Below are 16,910 nucleotides of genomic sequence, written 5' to 3' on the forward strand. Positions count from 1 at the left end.
ACAGCTTAAATGTGAAATTAAACAATACATGACTTATTATAATAACTATAGATATCAGTGGGGATTAAAGAAGATGACTCCTGTCCAATACAGAAATCATCTTCTTAATGTAGCATAGTCTTTTTTAAATTGTCCTTTACAGAGGGTACAGATTAGGTAAATACTATTTTTCATAACTTAAATAAACCAAAAAGAATTTTTTAAGAGTTTTTGTAAATAATAATTGTATGAAAAGGGGGATTTAAGGTGGAAATATATTTAAAACCTAAGAAGGATTTGAAGTTTGAGAAGAATATAAAGGATTTGTATTTGAAGGATTTATTTTATATATATCCTTCACAAAATGAATATTTGGTCAAGGATATAATAGTTGATCATGTAAATGGAGTTAGTAAGGATTATGAGATTATAGAGCTTGGAGATATTATAAGCAGAATAAATAGTCAAAATAGCTATATTAAAGTTAATTTTTTGGAATTTGACGATTTATTAGTACATTTTGAAAATCCCAAAAAAGATAATATGTTGTTTATAAGAGTTTTATTTGTCTGTGTGGTATTGTTTTTAGGATCTGGAATGGCAATAATTAATTTTCATTCAGACGTAGATATGGCTACATCTCATAAGACAATACTCAGAGTATTAACAGGAAGTGAGACTAAGAACTTGTTATTGTTTCAAATAGCATATTCGCTAGGAATAGGATCGGGTGTTGCTGTATTTTACAATAAAATTATACCGAATTTCTCAAAGTCTGAACCAAGTCCACTAGAACTAGAAGTATCTACTTTTAAAAATGAGGTACAATCTTATATCATTGAAAATAATAAGCAATAAGGAGGCAGGTTTGAAGCTAATATTTATAACTGTATTAGGATTTTCAGAAGGTGTAGTTGTTGGATCTGGTATAGTTGCTCTTCTTACTTTACTAGATATAATTCCAAGACTTTGTCAGATAACTAATACTTATGATTATTTAGGAAGATATGAGCACATGTTGATATCAGGAGCTTTCTTTGGAGCTCTATTTTCACTCATAGACATATCTTTTAATTTTGGAATTGTATGTGTAATATTATTTGGGTGTATCTACGGAATTTTTATAGGAATGTTAGCATCTGCTCTTGCAGAAGCAGTAGATGTTATACCAGTTATGGAAAGAAGACTTAATATACAAGGAATGGTGAAATTTATAATAGTAGTTTTATTAATAGGTAAGATGACAGGTTCTATAATCAATTGGACAATATTAAAATAGAGGTGGTTAAATGGATTACAAAAAATACGTTGACGATAAAAGTCCTAAGCCTACATATGTTAAAAATTGTGTATGGGCATTTATTGTAGGCGGTCTGATATGTGATTTAGGTCAATTTATACTAAATAGTTATATAAAGTATGGTCTTGATAAAAAAATGGCATCTACTGCAACATCTATAACTCTTATATTTTTAGGTGCATTTTTTACAGGTATAGGAGTATATGATTTACTTGGAAAAAGAGCTGGAGCAGGTTCGATTGTTCCTATAACTGGCTTTTCTAACGCTATAGTATCTCCAGCTATGGAGTATAAGAGGGAAGGGTATGTACTAGGTGTTGCAGGAAAAATGTTTACAATAGCAGGTCCTGTTCTTGTTTATGGAATAGGAAGCTCTGTAATACTTGGACTAATCTATTATTTCCTAGGTATTAGTTAGAAAGGAGGGTATTATGGCAAAGAAAAGATTAGGAAATCAAACTGTGCAGTTATCAAATAACCCTGTTATAATTTCAACTGGATCTATAGTTGGACCAAAAGAAGGGAAGGGACCACTAAAGGATTATTTTGATATGATTTTAAAGGATGATTTATTTGGAGAAGATAGTTGGGAATTTGGTGAGAGTAAGATGATAACAGAAGTTATAAAAATGGCTGTAGGAAGAACTGATTATGTACTGAATCAGGTTGATTATATAGTAGCAGGAGATTTATTAAATCAACTTATGTCTACATCTTTTGCTGCAAGAGATTTAAAAAGACCATTCTTTGGCGTTTATGGAGCGTGTTCTACAATGTCAGAATCTATGAGTCTTGCTTCTATGATTGTAGATGGAGGCTTTTCTGATTTAGTAGTAGCTGGAACTTCAAGTCATTTTTGCACGGCAGAGAGGCAGTTTAGATTTCCTTTAGAACTTGGAAATCAAAGACCTATGACTGCTCAGTGGACAGTTACAGGAGCAGGAGCAAGTGTTATATCGTCAAAAGGAGAAGGGCCTAAGATAAAAAGAATAACTACTGGTAAGGTTATAGATAAGGGAATAACTGACGTAAATAATATGGGACCAGCGATGGCTCCTGCAGCAGTAGATACAATAAAATCATACTTTGATGATACCAAAGATGATATAGATAGTTTTGACATAATAGCAACAGGTGATTTAGGAATAGTTGGAGGAGAAATTCTTCTAGACTTTATAAATAAAGAAGGTTATGACATATCTAGTGTATATATGGATTGTGGAATAGAAATATTTGACCATAAAAAACAAGACACTCATTCTGGTGGAAGTGGATGTGGATGTTCAGCTAGTGTGTTCAATGGATACATATACAAAAAACTAAAAAGTAAAGAAATAAATAAAGTTATGCTAGTATCAACAGGAGCACTAATGTCTCCTACGAGTACACTTCAAAAGCAAAGCATACCATCCATAGCTCATGCAGTAATTATAGAAAATTAGGAGGTGGAATTGTGGAGTATTTAAGAGCTTTTATAGTTGGAGGAACTATATGTCTTATAGGTCAAATACTTATGGATTTTTTCAAAATGCCATCTCCATATGTACTTGTAAGCTTTGTAACTGTAGGAGTTATATTAACAGGTCTTGGAATATATGAACCAATTGTAAAGTTTGGAGGTGCTGGTGCAACTGTACCTCTTACAGGATTTGGATACGGACTTGGAAAAGGTGTTATAGAAGAGGTGGGTAAAGAAGGTTTGTTAGGTGTATTTATAGGAGGAACAGCTGCAAATGCAGGTGGGATAGCAGCTGCTGTATTATTTGGATACTTAATGCCTGTAATATTCACACCAAAAACAAAACCGTAAGAAAAAAGAGAGCATTAATTGCTCTCTATTATTTCTGATTCATTTTCAGGTTTTGTATTTTGCTCATCTTCCTTTTTAAATAAGGTATTCTCTATATTAGTATTATTTTCAGTTGTATTTTGTGAATCTTTTTTAGAATCAATTACTTTTTCATCAGTTTTATTAGCTTCTTCTTCATTAGTGTTTTTGTCATCTTTTTTATTAGAATCAAATAACCAATCATTTATTATATCCGATGCATCTGGACTTTCTTCTATCTCTATACTTTCATCTTTAGTATGCAACTCACAATATTTTTTAGGTTCTGTACCTGCTACGAATTTTTCAGTTGTAGTTTTTTCGCAAAAATGAGTTGGAAGTTGACCACTTTCTAAACAAATATTTTGCTGTACGATTCCGCTAGGTCTTTTAAATGATTTTCTTGGAAGATCCTTATGAACTTTAGTCATAACTTTTGACCAAAGTGCTGATGACATAGAACTTCCTTTTTTAAGCTTTTGATTCCAGTCATTTCCTATCCATGTTGCTCCAACATAATAAGGAGTATATCCTGCAAACCAAGCATCATTATTATCACTAGTAGTACCTGTTTTTCCTGCTACAGGCATATTAGATATTCTAGCACGACCTCCAGTACCATAATTTACAACAGATGTTAATATATCAGTCAATATATAAGCATTTTGAGGCGTTGTAATTGAATGTTTAACAGTTTTACTATTTAATATTACATTTCCACTTGAATCTTCTATTTTAGTAAATAACATAGGCTTGATATAAGTTCCATCATTCGCTACTGCTCCATATGCGGCAGTCATTTCAAGTGGAGTTATGCCCTTAGTCATACCTCCAAGAGTTAAGGCTGAGAAGTTTTTATCATTATGCCCTGGAGTTTTGACTATAGTAGATATACCCATGTTTTCTAAGAAGTCAACCATAACTTCAACAGAAGAATAAGGGCTTGAAGAAAGCATTTCAGCAGTTTTTACAGCTCCTACATTTGAAGAATGTTGAACAGCTTGTCTTATAGTTATAGGACCTCTATATTTATGACCATAGTTTTTAGGTTTCCATTTTTCATTAGATGAATATTTGTATCCTGTTGGTGAATCATCTACTATAGTACCAGCAGTCATTCCGCTATCAATTGCAGATAAGTATACAGCAAGTGGTTTTATAGAAGAACCAGGCTGTCTAGGGTTAACAGCTCTATTATAGAGCTTTTTACCACCTATCATTCTTCCGCCGACTAAGGCTTTAACTTGACCTGTACGATAATCCATTATAACCATAGCTGATTGAGGCTGTATGTTACCATTTTTATCAGTAAATGTTCCTGGAAAGTTAGAATTCTTTTGATATTCAGTCTCTAGTATCTTTTGAATTTGAACATCCATAGTAGAATATATTCTAAGTCCTCCGTTATAAAGCATATCTCTAGCTTCATCTTCTGTTTTACCTTCTTTAACTAGAGCATCTATTACATCGTCTTTAACTAAATCTACAAAATAAGAAGAAACATTATTTTGAGTCTTACTTCCAACTTTTATAACTATTTCTTCGTTTTTAGCTTGATTATGTTCAGATTGAGATATATGTCCAAGTTCTAGCATCTTGTATAATACAAGTTCTTGTCTTTTTTTTGCGTTAGGATTAATTACAGCTTTTCTACCTACGATTTGTTCTTTTTTTAATTGATCATATTGATAATTATCTATTAGTCCTTTGTTATGTAGTTTTTCAAACATACCTTTTTCTATATCAGAAGCAGGGTCCGTATTAGCTGTTTTAGGATAAAATACTAATAAGTTTTTTAGCTCATCTAAATTCTCAGTTCCATTAAGTCTTTGAGTAGTATACGGAGAATATTTAGATGGATTTTTAGTTATACCCGCTATCATTGAAGATTCTGCTAAAGTTAATTCACCTACATCTTTAGAAAAATAAGTTTGAGCTGCGGCTTGTACTCCAATAGCACCTCTACCTAGATAGAAAGTATTTAAGTAAGTTTCAAGTATTTCGTCTTTAGAAATAGTTTTTTCTAGCTGAAGAGCATAATAAGTATCTTTAATTTTTCTTGTAATTGTTTTTTCATTAGAAGTATACATATTCTTAGCAAGCTGTTGAGTTATTGTACTCGCTCCTTGAGCCTTACTCATAGTTTTTAAGTCGTACCAAAGTGCACCAAATAATCTTTTTATATCTACACCGTGGTGATCTTCAAATCTCTCATCTTCTATAGATATAACTGCATTTTGTAAATTTTTTGGTATTTTATCTAATGTTACTAAACTTCTAAAATTTGATCCATGAACCTTTTCTATTAATTGTCCATTAGAATCGTATATGAAAGAACTTTCATACATTTCAATATTGTGGGGGTCTATAGGTGGTGCGTTTTTTATAACTCCTACTATAAGTCCCATTACACATGCCGTACCAACTATAGATAATATAATAAAAGTAATAAGTATTATTCTAAAAATGCTTATTTTTTTCTTTTTTTCTTTTTCACTAGATTTACTTTTATCATTATTTTTATCACTGCGCATTTATCATTACCTCCTTATTCAATATATTATATCATAGAAAAAAAAGTTCAATCTATATAAATTTATTAACTACAAAAATTATCGTTATTTGTAATAAAAAAATGAATATAATTTTTTGGTAATTATAAAAATGATATATAATTATTGCAAAAAAAGTTATATTTATGATAGAATAGGATATTATATTTAATAATAGGTGTTGAAGGAGATTAGTAATCCTCATGGTTACAAAATTAGAGAGTAAATCGGGTGGTGAAAGATTTATAGTACATGATTAAGATGAAATACACTCTGGAGCTTTGGAACTAAAAATTCCAACGTTTTCCATACGTTACAATGGATAAGAGGCATTTTTATGCAAATTAAGGTGGTACCACGGGTTTTCTCGTCCTTTACAGGATGAGGAAACCCTTTTTTATATAAAGAAGAAATATTAGGAGGATTTTAAATGAACGTATTTGATATTTTAAAACAACGTGGATTTATAAAGCAAACTACACACGAAGATGAAATTCGTGAACTGTTAGGAAAAGAGGCTGTAACTTTTTATATAGGATTTGATGCAACTGCTGATAGTTTACATGTAGGACATTTTCTTCAGTTAATGGCGATGGCTCATCTTCAAAGAGCAGGGCATAGACCAATAGCTCTTTTAGGTGGAGGAACTACTATGGTAGGTGATCCAACAGGAAAGACTGATATGAGAAAAATGTTAACAGTTGAAGCAATACAACATAATGCAGAATGCTTTAAAGGTCAAATGGAAAGATTCTTAGACTTTTCAGATGATAAAGCTATAATGGAAAATAACGCTAATTGGCTTATGAATTTAGAGTATATACCTTTTCTAAGAGAGGTTGGAAGACATTTCTCTGTTAATAGAATGTTAACAGCTGAGTGCTTTAAAAGCCGTATGGAAAAAGGATTATCTTTCCTTGAGTTCAACTATATGATAATGCAGGCATATGACTTTGTAGAGCTTCATAAGAGATATGGATGTAAATTACAATTAGGTGGAGATGATCAATGGTCTAATATAATAGCAGGAGCAGACCTTATAAGACGTGTTGAAGGTGAGGCAGCTTATGGTATGACATTCACACTTTTAACTAACAGTGAAGGAAAGAAAATGGGTAAAACGGAATCAGGAGCAGTTTGGCTTGATGCTGAAAAATTCTCTCCATACGAGTTTTATCAATACTGGAGAAATGTTGCAGATGCAGATGTTAGAAACTGCTTAGCACTTTTAACTTTCATTGAAATGGATGAGGTGGAAAGACTTGGTTCATTAGAAGGTTCAGAAATAAACAAAGCTAAGGAAATTTTAGCTTACGAGGTTACTAAGATAGTTCATGGTGAAGAAGAAGCTAAGAAGGCTGAAGAAGCAGCTAAAGCTTTATTTGGAAAAGGGGCTATGGCTGGATCAATTCCTTGTACTGAAATAGCTAAAGCTGATATAGCTGATGGAATGGATATATTAACTGTACTTACAACTACTAAGCTTGCATCTTCAAGAAGTGAAGCAAGACGATTAGTACAACAAGGTGGAGTATCTATAAATGATGAAAAAATAAAAGAGATAGATTTTAAAATAACTGAAGATAATTTTGAAGATGATACTTTAATGATTAAAAAAGGTAAGAAGGTATATCATCAAGTTAAATTAGGTTAATAAATATATTTAGGTGTTTAAGCAAAAAGATGCTTATTAAAATACCGCTACTTAAATCAACATTTTTATAAAACTAAAGATTACGCCTTATGAAATATACTAAAACTTTTAAACTCCCTTATGGTCAGACAAAAAAGTTTCTTAATGCATATTTCAACGTCGTAATCTAAGTTTTATAGAAAAATGTTAATCAAAAAGTAGCTAACATTTTAATAAGCATATTTTTTAGTTTAGAAATTAATCAATAGGATGAATACAAGAGCATATAAATAGCTAATTTTTCAGATAGATCGAGTAAAATAATGATACAACTATTTACAAAATATGTAATCGGCTGTATTATTATTTTTGAGGAGTTGGTAAAATGAGTTATATGCAGATAATACTTGTTGTGATTATAGTTGGAAGTACTTTAAAGTTAATAGAAAACATGAGGTCATTTGTGGTTGATAACGAGATTTTGTTGAGATTTAGTGGATTTAGTATGTTATGGATAATACCTGCTAGTATTGTGCAAATGCTTATAATATATTTAACTTTAGCTGATGAAAATAATATGGATTATAGGATTAAGGGAGTTATCTTAGGCATTTTGATATGGGATATAGTAGTTTCATTATATTATGAAAAAACTATAACATATAAGGGGATAATAATTAATACTAAATTGTATAAGTGGAAGGAAATAAAATTTTACTCATATGATAAATATAATTCTAATATTATATTAATTAAAACTAAAAAAGATGATGAAGTAGAGCTTAAACTAAAAGAGTCAAATATTAAAGATGTAGAAAAATTGTTGAAAAAGAAGATACAGAAGAAAGAAATCAGTAACCAAATATAAATGCCCCTCATATTATAATATGGGGGGTATTATCTTGAAAAAATTGCTTAAGGTTCATAAAAAAAAGAAAAAGAAAAAAGCATTAACTGCAATGATATTAATATTGATATTTAGTATGTGTTTAGGTTCGTTTATATTTGTAGATAGAAAGATAAAACCCGTAGTTCAAGCAATAGCTGAATCAAAAGCACAAGAGCTTGCAAATAGATCTATAAATAAAGCTGTTGGGGAGATATTAAAGGAAAAGATAAAATATGAGGAACTTATAAGCTTAAAGAGTGATGTAGATGGAAATGTTACCATGATACAAGCAAATACTATACTAATGAATAAAATAGCATCTGATGTTGCTATTGAAGTACAGCAACAACTAAAGCAAATAAAAACTACATCTGCAAATATACCTTTAGGTACTGCATTTAAAAGCTCTATATTAGCTAAATATGGACCAAAATTAAAGATAGGTGTTCAGCCTGTAGGTATAGTTAATGTAGATTTTAAGACAGAGTTTGATTCATCAGGGATAAATCAGACTAGACATAGGATATATTTAATAATAAAGACGAAAGTTAGAGTTATAATTCCATTCACATCATCATATAAAGAAGTTTTAAGTCAAATGCCAGTATGTGAGACTATAGTAGTGGGTAAGGTACCTCAAAACTATGTAAACATTCCTAAGGAAGAGGTTGGGAATATAGTTGATACTAGTGCTGAATAGATAGTTGCTTCTTTTTTGTGATATTAAACAGAAACATGATATAATGAAGAAGTGAGTGAACATATACAAGACGTTTTAAAAAATACTAGTGGCATGGAGGTTGATAATATGACTAGTAATTTAGGAAAAAATATTGAAAAACATTTTAAGGCTGCAAGAGAAGATGGTATAAATAAGGGTATAAAGCAAGGCATAAAACAAGGCATAAAACAAGGCATAAAACAAGAAAAAATAGAAACAGCTAAAAATTTATTAAATTTAGGTATGGATATTGATCTAGTAAAACAAGCTACAAAACTATCTGAAAAAGAGATATACGATTTGAAAGAAGAAATAGATAAAGATAAAAATTAGATTTCAAGATACTTATAGCATTTGATTTACTGGGTTGCGAGAGTATATATGAGTATCATAAGAATGATAATTTAAAAAGATTTATATAAATTAAAAGAGCCGTGGCTATAAGATTAATATCTTGAGCCACGGCTCTTACATTAAGGTTAATTTACAGCATATCTAAAAAAGAGCAAGGAGAATGGATAGAATGAAGATAATTTAACTGAATTAATAAAATTATTAAACTGGAATTTACCGGATGATGAAATAAAAAATTCTATTAATGAATTGCTTTTAATAGATAAAGAAAAAGTTGAACTTTTACTACAGCCAATTGATAAATGTTATTGGGAAAATTCAGCAATAGTTTTAAATAAAATAGGATATCCACATAATAAATTAGCAATATCAGGGTTGTTAGAATGGCTACAAGATATGAATTGGCCAGGAGCTATGACAGCTAGAAAAACACTTATGAATATTGATAAGAAAATACTTATTCCCTATATTGAAGATAGCTTAAGCAAAGCTAAAAATGAAAATGATACAATATGGATAACAGAGATAAAAGAGTTAGTAGAAGATATGAATATATCAGAAATAGATTTCTTAAATGAAAATATATATGAAATAATAAGTTTAAGTGAGTGGTAGTATATATCATTAAAAATAGATGTGTATGGAATTATACTGTATAATATCTTATATAGGGATAGAATAAGTTATATTAGAGATTGGAGGGTGATCTTGTGAGTGAGAATAAGAGAAAAAAGCTTCCAATAGGTGAAGATAATTTTAAGAAATTAATAGAAGGTGGATATTATTTTGTTGATAAGAGTGAATTTATAATAGATATACTAAGAGAGGATAGTTCTGTTGTTTTAATAACTAGACCTAGAAGATTTGGTAAGACTTTAAATATAAGTATGTTGAAGTATTTTCTAGATATAAGTCAAGATTACAGATACTTATTTAAAGACTTAAAAATATCTAAAAGACAAACAAAAGATATAGAAGATATGAGAAATAATACACCTATAATATATTTAACTTTCAAAGATTGTAAATCAATTGATAAAGATGGTTTGATAAATAGTATTCAGAATGAAATAGTAAGGGAATGTACTAAATTATTTACATCAGAAGAAATAAAACTGTATGAATTAGATAAACTTATAAATACAACAAAAGATTTAAAGTATGCAATAGTAAATATGAGTAAAGCTTTATATACAAAGTATAATAAAGAGGTAGTTGTATTAATAGATGAATATGATACACCTATTCTAAGTGCATATGAATACGGATACTATAGAGATTTGTTACCTTTTTTCTCGGTGTTATATGGTTCGGGTTTAAAAGGAAATGAATATTTAAAGAGAGCTCTTTTAACAGGTATAAATAGAGTAGCCAAAAATAATATATTTTCTGGTTTAAATAATTTAACTGTATACACAGTAAATTCATCTAAGTTTTCAAATAGATTTGGATTAGTAGAAAGAGAAGTAAAAAAATTATTTAAGCATTTTGGAATAGATTATTCTTTAGAGATTAAAAAGTATTATAACGGATATAAATTTGGAAGTAATAGAGTATTCAATCCTTGGTCAATATTAAGCTACATTCATAAATCAAGTTTAGATCCTTATTGGGTAAATACTGCTAACCCTGAAATATTAAAAGATAAGATACTAAACTTGGGAGAAGATGCTATAGTTTTATTGAATGATGTTTTATTAAAAGACAGTGTATTAATTAATTATGATGTAGATAATATGATATTTGAAGAATCAAACTTAGACACTTTTATAGGGCTCATGGTCAATTCTGGATATTTAACTGTAGAACAAAAAATTTCTTATAATGAAGGTTATATTAAAATACCAAATGAAGAAGTAAGAATAGCAATAAATAAATTATTAAATTCTTGCTTACTTTCAGATGGTAGAAGTACTATAACTAAAATGAGACAATCTTTAATAAATCAGGATTTTGACATGTTTAATAAAATACTAGAAAAAATGTTAATAGATAACTTTAGTTATCATGATATGAAAGAATATGCCTATCATGTGTTTATGAATACTCTTATGCTAAATATTACAGATATATATGCTCTACATTCAAATTTAGAAATGGGATTAGGTAGAAGTGATATTTATTTAAAACCTAAAATATCTGGATTAAAACCTATAATATTTGAGCTTAAAAAGTCTAAGTATGATAAAGATTTACAAAGAGATGCTCAAGAAGGACTTAATCAAATAAGTAAGAAAAAGTACGATTATGATATTAAGGATTGTGTTCATATAGGTATGGCTTTTTATGGTAAGACTGTATGCATGGCTAGAAAAGTTTAGAAAGTAGATAAATTTAGATTTAATAAGTAATGTACCTTTAAGCTATAGAAAAAATTATATTTTCATTACCAAAATGGATAATACTCAAATAACCTAAAGAAGTAGATTCTTTAGGTTATTTTTTGTGTAGGTTATACATAATCATCTTCTTATCTCCATATATTTTTTCCCAATCATGTATAAATTTATCAACACTCCAATCAGTAAGAGGGTGTTTTAGTAAATCATCTATTAAATCAGGATTAGCTGTGATTGAATGTCCGCCAACTAATGCTACATTATGTATTTGTTGAACATTTTTAAAAGAAGCTGCTAAAACTTTTGTATCTAAATTATAATTATTTAATAATAGTACTATTTCTTTAACAACATTAAATCCATCACAAGATATATTATCTATTCTATTTACATAGGGTGCAACATAATGCGCACCAGCTACAGCTGCCATAAGTGCTTGTTGAGGTGTAAATATTGCTGTGGCAGTAATTTTCATTCCTTTAGATTTTAGAATTTTTATAGCTTTTATACCTTCAGGTATAACGGGAATTTTAATATATAGATTTCCTCCAATAACTTCTTTAAGAAACTCTGCTTCTTTAATCATAGTTTCTGCATTAGTACTAAGCGTTTGTACATGAAGCATAGATTCATCTCCAATTACATTTCTAATATCTCGCAGAATCTCCAAATAATCCCTATTTTCGTTAGAGATAATAGTTGGGTTTGTGGTAACTCCACTTATAGGGTAAAGTTCGTATAATCTAGCAATTGCTTTTATATCTGCAGTGTCTAAGAAATATTTCATTTACATCACTCCTTATTTTTTAATTGAGTTATTTAATTCTACAAATATAGTACTATAGATTAAATATATTTGAAATAGATATATACCAAAGTTGATTATATTTTATGGGAATATAAGGTTAGGATTGATTTTAATGGTTTGAAAGATGTTATTTGACAAAACAAATAATATTTGATAACATTGTTATGAAACATAACGATGTTATCAAAGAGGAGTGAAAGGATGAGTTATAGCTCAAAACTTACGTATAAGTCGATATTAAAATGTGCCAAGGAAGAGTTTTTGGATAAAGGATTTCAGAAAGCTAGTATGAGAAAAATAGCTCAAAGAGCTAATGTAACTACGGGTGCTATGTATAATTATTTTAAAAATAAAGAAATTTTATTTGATGAATTAGTAAAAAAAGAAGCTAATGAGCTTATTGAGCATTTTAAAGAAGAACATGATAAGTGTGATAAAATTAAGTCTTACAAGGATGATAATGCTTATGAAGAGATAAGTAGTAGTACAGACAGTGTGTTGGATTATATTTATGATAACTTTGAAATAATTAAGCTTATAGTTTGCTGTTCTCAAGGAACTAAGTATGAAAACTTTGTTGAAGAACTTATTGATATAGAAGAATTGGCAACAAGAAAAACACTTATTAAATCTGGATTTGAGATAAAACCAAAGGATGATTTTTTTATTCATGTTATGGCTTCATCAGGTATGTATAACACCTTTGAGGCTGTTAAACATGATTTATCAAAAGAAGATGCTATGCATTATATGAATAAAATAAAGCATTTCTATTATGCTGGATGGAATGAAATTTTGGATTTATAGCATAAGAATACGCTTATTTTTTTGGAATACAGCGATAATGATTATTTATATCAAATATAAAAAATTGAATGAGGTGAAATAATGAATCAAAAAAAATCTTTATTATCAAATTTATTTGCTTTTGCAGGAAGACATAAGTATTTGACTATAATGGGTATGATTTTGTCTGGAGTAAGTTCAGTTATAAGTATTTTTCCTATAGTGTGTATATGGCTTTGTGTTTTAGAAATCTTTAAAAGCTGGCCAAATATAACATCAGCTAGTAATATAACTTATTATGCATGGATGTCTTTAGCATATTCTATTCTAAGTATGCTTATTTATTTTGCAGCCCTTTTATGCACACACTTTGCAGCTTTTAGGATTGCCAAGAATATGAGAATAAAGAGTTTAAATCATCTTATGAGATTACCGCTTGGATATTTCAATGCATCAGGAAGTGGTAAACTTAGAAGAGTAGTTGATGAAAGTGCTGGATTGACAGAAACTTATCTTGCTCATCAATTGCCAGACTTGGTTGGAGCGATTATAACGCCTATTGCTACTGTTATTATTTTATTCACATTTAATTGGAAATTAGGAATAATTAGTATTCTTCCAATTGCATTTAGCATCTTATTCTTGATGCAAATGGTAGGACCAAGTCAAGCGGAGGGAATGAAAAATTATCAAAGTGCTTTGGAGAAGATGAATAATGAAGCAGTTGAATATGTAAGAGGTATACCTGTTGTTAAAACTTTTGGACAAAGTATATTTTCATTTAAGAAATTTTATGAGTCTATTGTAACGTATAGAGATTTTGCAGTTAATTATTCAATTCGACTTAGAAATCCTATGTGCTGCTATACAGTTACAATCAATTCAATACCTATATTTTTAGCTTTAGGTGGAGTAGTTCTAATGACAATGACTTCATCTTATAAAGAGCTACTTATAGATTTTATATTCTATTTATTCTTCACACCTATCTGTTTTAACATGATGAATAAAATAATGTGGGTAAGTGAGGAAATAGTTGTAGCATCTGATTCAATTAAAAGAATCAATAACTTGTTAGATGAAAAGCCATTACCTCAAACTAAGCAACCTAAACACATTGATAATTTTGATATTTGTATTGAAAATGTAGATTTTACTTATCCGAATTCAAACTACAAGGCATTAAAAAATGTTTCAATAAATATAAAGCAGGGAACAACAACAGCACTTGTAGGACCATCAGGAGGAGGTAAATCAACAACAGCAGCATTAGTTGCTAGATTCTTTGATGTTAATAAAGGAAGAATTACCATTGGAGGAGTAGATATAAGAGAAATAAGTGAAGATGAATTAATGGACAATATATCATTTGTATTTCAAAATAATCGCTTATTTAAAGCAAGTATATTAGAAAATATAAAAAAAGGTAGACCAAATGCTACAATAGATGAAGTAAATAAGGCTATTGAGGGTGCTCATTGTAAGGATATTATTGATAAGTTTGAAAAAGGGCTAGATACTGTAGTTGGTACAAAAGGTGTGTACTTATCAGGTGGAGAAGCACAAAGAATAGCTCTTGCAAGGGCAATTTTAAAAGATGCCCCTATTATCTTACTAGATGAAGCAACTGCATTTGCAGACCCTGAAAATGAGTATAAAATACAAAAGGCACTTGAGGCTTTAACAAAAAATAAAACGGTACTTATTATAGCTCATAGACTCTCAACTATAAAAAATGCGGATAATATACATGTTTTATCAAGTGGAGAACTTGTAGAAACTGGTAAGCATCAAGAGTTGATTGATAAAAAAGGTGTATATAATGATATGTGGAATGAGTATGAAAAAGCTGCTTCATGGAAATTAAAGGAGGTTGTATATAATGACTAAAACATTTAAAAAAACCTTTGCTTTAAGCGATCAAGGAGCAAAAGATTTAACAAGTGCATCTATAGCTTGCTTTTTGATGAATATAGCTATTATGGGAACTGTAGGTATATTATATATGTTTTTAAAAGAATCAATAATTCCAATACTAGAGGGTAAAACTCCAGAGTATAATTTATTAAGTTACTTTATATACAGTGCTGTTATATTAACTGTTTTGTACATTTGTATATACAGACAATATAATTCAACCTTTATAGCTTCGTATAAGGAAAGTGCTAATAAACGTATAGGATTAGGTGAAAAGTTAAAATTATTGCCATTATCATTCTTTGGAAAGAAAGATCTTTCAGATTTAACAACTACTATTATGACTGATACTGCTGGACTAGAAACTGCATTTTCACACTTTATACCACAATTATTTGGGGCTGTAGCATCTACATGTATTGTAAGTGTAAGCTTGTTGTTTTTTAACTTAAAGATGGCTCTTTCGTTAATCTGGGTTATACCAGTATCGTTTTTACTAGTGATTTTAACAAAGAAATTTCAAGAAAGATTCAATTTGAAGAATAAAGCGATACAACTTGTATATGCGGATGGGATTCAAGAAAGTATTGATAATGTTAAAGATATTAAGGCTAATAATCAGATTGAAGCACATATGAAAATGATGGATGAAAAATTGACTGCATTTGAAAAGCAGGCGATAAAAACAGAGGTTGTTACTGGTATATTTATTACAGCAGCTCAGATGGTTTTAAAAATAGGAGTAACTACATCTGTGATTATGGGAGTAAGTTTAGTATTAAAAAATGAAATGGATATTTTTACTTTTATTGTATTTATGATGGTTGCAACTAGGATATTTGATCCGTTGAATAATGCTTTAATCAATCTAGCTGCCATATACGGTGCTTCAATTAAAGTCAATAGAATGAAGTTAATTGAAAATCATGAAATTCAAAGCGGAAATAAATGTAGTGATTATAAGGGATGGGATATTGAGTTTAATAATGTTAAATTTTCATATAATGAAGATACATCTGTTTTAAATGGGGTATCATTCGTAGCTAAACAAGGAGAAGTTACAGCACTTGTTGGACCATCAGGTGGAGGAAAATCTACAGTAGCAAAATTAGCTTCACGCTTTTGGGATATTGATAAAGGAAGTATAACTCTTGGAGGTATAGATATTAAAGAAGTTGAACCAGAAGATTTGATGAAGCAGTATTCGATTGTTTTCCAAGATGTAATGCTTTTTAATAATACGGTCATGGAAAATATAAGAATTGGGAAAAAAGATGCAACAGACGAGGAAGTTTATGCAGTTGCAAAGGCTGCAAGATGTGATGTTTTCATTAATCAAATGGAAAATGGATATCAAACTCTTATAGGAGAGAATGGTTGTACATTATCAGGAGGCGAAAGACAGAGATTATCTATAGCTAGAGCCCTTTTAAAGGATGCACCTGTAGTACTTCTAGATGAAGCAACAGCTTCACTTGATATTGAGAATGAATCATTAATTCAAGAAGCCATTTCTCGTCTTATAAAAGATAAAACAGTTATTGTTATTGCTCATAGAATGAGAACTATTGCAAGTGCTGATAATATTGTAGTTTTAGAAAATGGCAAGGTTGTTGAGCAAGGAAAGCACAGTAAGTTGATAGATAATAATAAATTGTACAAAAAAATGTTAGACCTACAAGTAAAAAGTAAGGATTGGGTACTGGATTAGGAAAAAATAAGACCTATTGATATAAAATAGGTCTTATTTTTTTCAAGATGATTTGGTACATCTATTGTGCTTAAGTAATTTTTGTAATAAGCT

The 16,910-nt window shown here is 29.6% G+C and carries 17 protein-coding genes and 1 other annotated feature; of the genes, 15 read left to right on the forward strand and 2 right to left on the reverse strand.

Translation table 11 applies throughout. The features are described from left to right. The 6 genes from N4A48_RS12610 to spoVAE form a co-directional block, all read left to right on the forward strand. A partial coding sequence (locus N4A48_RS12610) for an IS3 family transposase (protein ID WP_293664495.1) occupies positions 1-118 on the forward strand: 118 nt, incomplete at its 5' end. A 128-nt stretch (positions 119-246) separates the two neighbouring features. Next, complete coding sequence (locus N4A48_RS12615) at positions 247-837, forward strand: hypothetical protein (protein WP_293666523.1); 591 nt, start codon at positions 247-249, stop codon at positions 835-837. 10 nt (positions 838-847) lie between these two features. Continuing rightward, on the forward strand, positions 848-1,258 hold the full coding sequence (locus N4A48_RS12620) for a stage V sporulation protein AB (protein WP_293666524.1): 411 nt from the start codon (positions 848-850) through the stop codon (positions 1,256-1,258). 10 nt (positions 1,259-1,268) lie between these two features. Beyond that, complete coding sequence (spoVAC, locus tag N4A48_RS12625) at positions 1,269-1,697, forward strand: stage V sporulation protein AC (protein WP_293666525.1); 429 nt, start codon at positions 1,269-1,271, stop codon at positions 1,695-1,697. A gap of 13 nt (positions 1,698-1,710) precedes the next feature. After that, the gene (gene spoVAD / locus N4A48_RS12630) at positions 1,711-2,721 is read left to right on the forward strand and encodes a stage V sporulation protein AD (protein WP_293666526.1); all 1,011 of its coding nucleotides are present in this window, start codon (positions 1,711-1,713) and stop codon (positions 2,719-2,721) included. A gap of 11 nt (positions 2,722-2,732) precedes the next feature. Then, complete coding sequence (spoVAE, locus tag N4A48_RS12635) at positions 2,733-3,089, forward strand: stage V sporulation protein AE (RefSeq protein WP_330665130.1); 357 nt, start codon at positions 2,733-2,735, stop codon at positions 3,087-3,089. Between the two features lie 14 nt (positions 3,090-3,103). Here spoVAE and N4A48_RS12640 read toward each other — a convergent pair whose 3' ends face one another. Beyond that, positions 3,104-5,641, reverse strand: a complete 2,538-nt coding sequence (locus tag N4A48_RS12640) for a transglycosylase domain-containing protein (protein ID WP_293666528.1) — start codon at positions 5,639-5,641, stop codon at positions 3,104-3,106. Between the two features lie 190 nt (positions 5,642-5,831). Beyond that, positions 5,832-6,037: a binding site (T-box leader), on the forward strand. A 52-nt stretch (positions 6,038-6,089) separates the two neighbouring features. Here N4A48_RS12640 and tyrS point away from each other — a divergent pair. The 6 genes from tyrS to N4A48_RS12670 all read left to right on the forward strand — a co-directional run bounded on the left by tyrS (position 6,090) and on the right by N4A48_RS12670 (position 11,577). Continuing rightward, the gene (tyrS, locus tag N4A48_RS12645; RefSeq protein ID WP_293666530.1) at positions 6,090-7,313 is read left to right on the forward strand and encodes a tyrosine--tRNA ligase; all 1,224 of its coding nucleotides are present in this window, start codon (positions 6,090-6,092) and stop codon (positions 7,311-7,313) included. 364 nt (positions 7,314-7,677) lie between these two features. Beyond that, entirely contained in the window at positions 7,678-8,160 is a 483-nt protein-coding gene (locus tag N4A48_RS12650; RefSeq protein ID WP_293666531.1) for a DUF5673 domain-containing protein, read from the forward strand. A 34-nt stretch (positions 8,161-8,194) separates the two neighbouring features. Continuing rightward, on the forward strand, positions 8,195-8,881 hold the full coding sequence (gene yunB, locus N4A48_RS12655; protein ID WP_293666532.1) for a sporulation protein YunB: 687 nt from the start codon (positions 8,195-8,197) through the stop codon (positions 8,879-8,881). Between the two features lie 51 nt (positions 8,882-8,932). Next, positions 8,933-9,235 (forward strand): hypothetical protein, encoded by a 303-nt coding sequence (locus N4A48_RS12660; RefSeq protein ID WP_293666533.1) that lies wholly within the window; start codon positions 8,933-8,935, stop codon positions 9,233-9,235. 270 nt (positions 9,236-9,505) lie between these two features. After that, on the forward strand, positions 9,506-9,871 hold the full coding sequence (locus N4A48_RS12665; RefSeq protein WP_293666535.1) for a DUF5071 domain-containing protein: 366 nt from the start codon (positions 9,506-9,508) through the stop codon (positions 9,869-9,871). A gap of 95 nt (positions 9,872-9,966) precedes the next feature. Further along, a complete protein-coding gene (locus tag N4A48_RS12670; protein WP_293666536.1) occupies positions 9,967-11,577 on the forward strand; it encodes an AAA family ATPase in 1,611 nt (536 codons plus the stop codon). 115 nt (positions 11,578-11,692) lie between these two features. On the opposite strand, the gene fsa is transcribed toward N4A48_RS12670, so the two are convergent. Next, positions 11,693-12,382, reverse strand: coding sequence for a fructose-6-phosphate aldolase (fsa, locus tag N4A48_RS12675; RefSeq protein ID WP_293666537.1), 690 nt, complete (start codon positions 12,380-12,382; stop codon positions 11,693-11,695). 222 nt (positions 12,383-12,604) lie between these two features. Here fsa and N4A48_RS12680 point away from each other — a divergent pair, with 222 nt between their 5' ends. From N4A48_RS12680 to N4A48_RS12690, 3 genes are all read left to right on the forward strand, one after another. Then, on the forward strand, positions 12,605-13,210 hold the full coding sequence (locus N4A48_RS12680; protein ID WP_293666538.1) for a TetR/AcrR family transcriptional regulator: 606 nt from the start codon (positions 12,605-12,607) through the stop codon (positions 13,208-13,210). Positions 13,211-13,291: 81 nt separating this feature from the next. Next, positions 13,292-15,079, forward strand: coding sequence for an ABC transporter ATP-binding protein (locus N4A48_RS12685; RefSeq protein WP_293666539.1), 1,788 nt, complete (start codon positions 13,292-13,294; stop codon positions 15,077-15,079). Then, positions 15,072-16,817 (forward strand): ABC transporter ATP-binding protein, encoded by a 1,746-nt coding sequence (locus N4A48_RS12690; RefSeq protein ID WP_293666540.1) that lies wholly within the window; start codon positions 15,072-15,074, stop codon positions 16,815-16,817. The genes N4A48_RS12685 and N4A48_RS12690 overlap by 8 nt, the downstream gene beginning before the upstream one ends. The last annotated feature ends 93 nt before the right edge of the window (positions 16,818-16,910 follow it).

The sequence above is a fragment of the Tepidibacter sp. genome, from assembly GCF_025210165.1.
Taxonomy (GTDB): domain Bacteria; phylum Bacillota; class Clostridia; order Peptostreptococcales; family Peptostreptococcaceae; genus Tepidibacter_A.

Coding starts and splice junctions, on each gene's coding strand:
- spoVAC (WP_293666525.1), top strand. CDS start 1,269: ATGGATTACAAAAAATACGTTGACGATAAAAGTCCTAAGCCTACATAT.
- spoVAD (WP_293666526.1), top strand. CDS start 1,711: ATGGCAAAGAAAAGATTAGGAAATCAAACTGTGCAGTTATCAAATAAC.
- N4A48_RS12640 (WP_293666528.1), bottom strand. CDS start 5,641: ATGCGCAGTGATAAAAATAATGATAAAAGTAAATCTAGTGAAAAAGAA.
- tyrS (WP_293666530.1), top strand. CDS start 6,090: ATGAACGTATTTGATATTTTAAAACAACGTGGATTTATAAAGCAAACT.
- N4A48_RS12650 (WP_293666531.1), top strand. CDS start 7,678: ATGAGTTATATGCAGATAATACTTGTTGTGATTATAGTTGGAAGTACT.
- fsa (WP_293666537.1), bottom strand. CDS start 12,382: ATGAAATATTTCTTAGACACTGCAGATATAAAAGCAATTGCTAGATTA.
- N4A48_RS12680 (WP_293666538.1), top strand. CDS start 12,605: ATGAGTTATAGCTCAAAACTTACGTATAAGTCGATATTAAAATGTGCC.
- N4A48_RS12685 (WP_293666539.1), top strand. CDS start 13,292: ATGAATCAAAAAAAATCTTTATTATCAAATTTATTTGCTTTTGCAGGA.
- N4A48_RS12690 (WP_293666540.1), top strand. CDS start 15,072: ATGACTAAAACATTTAAAAAAACCTTTGCTTTAAGCGATCAAGGAGCA.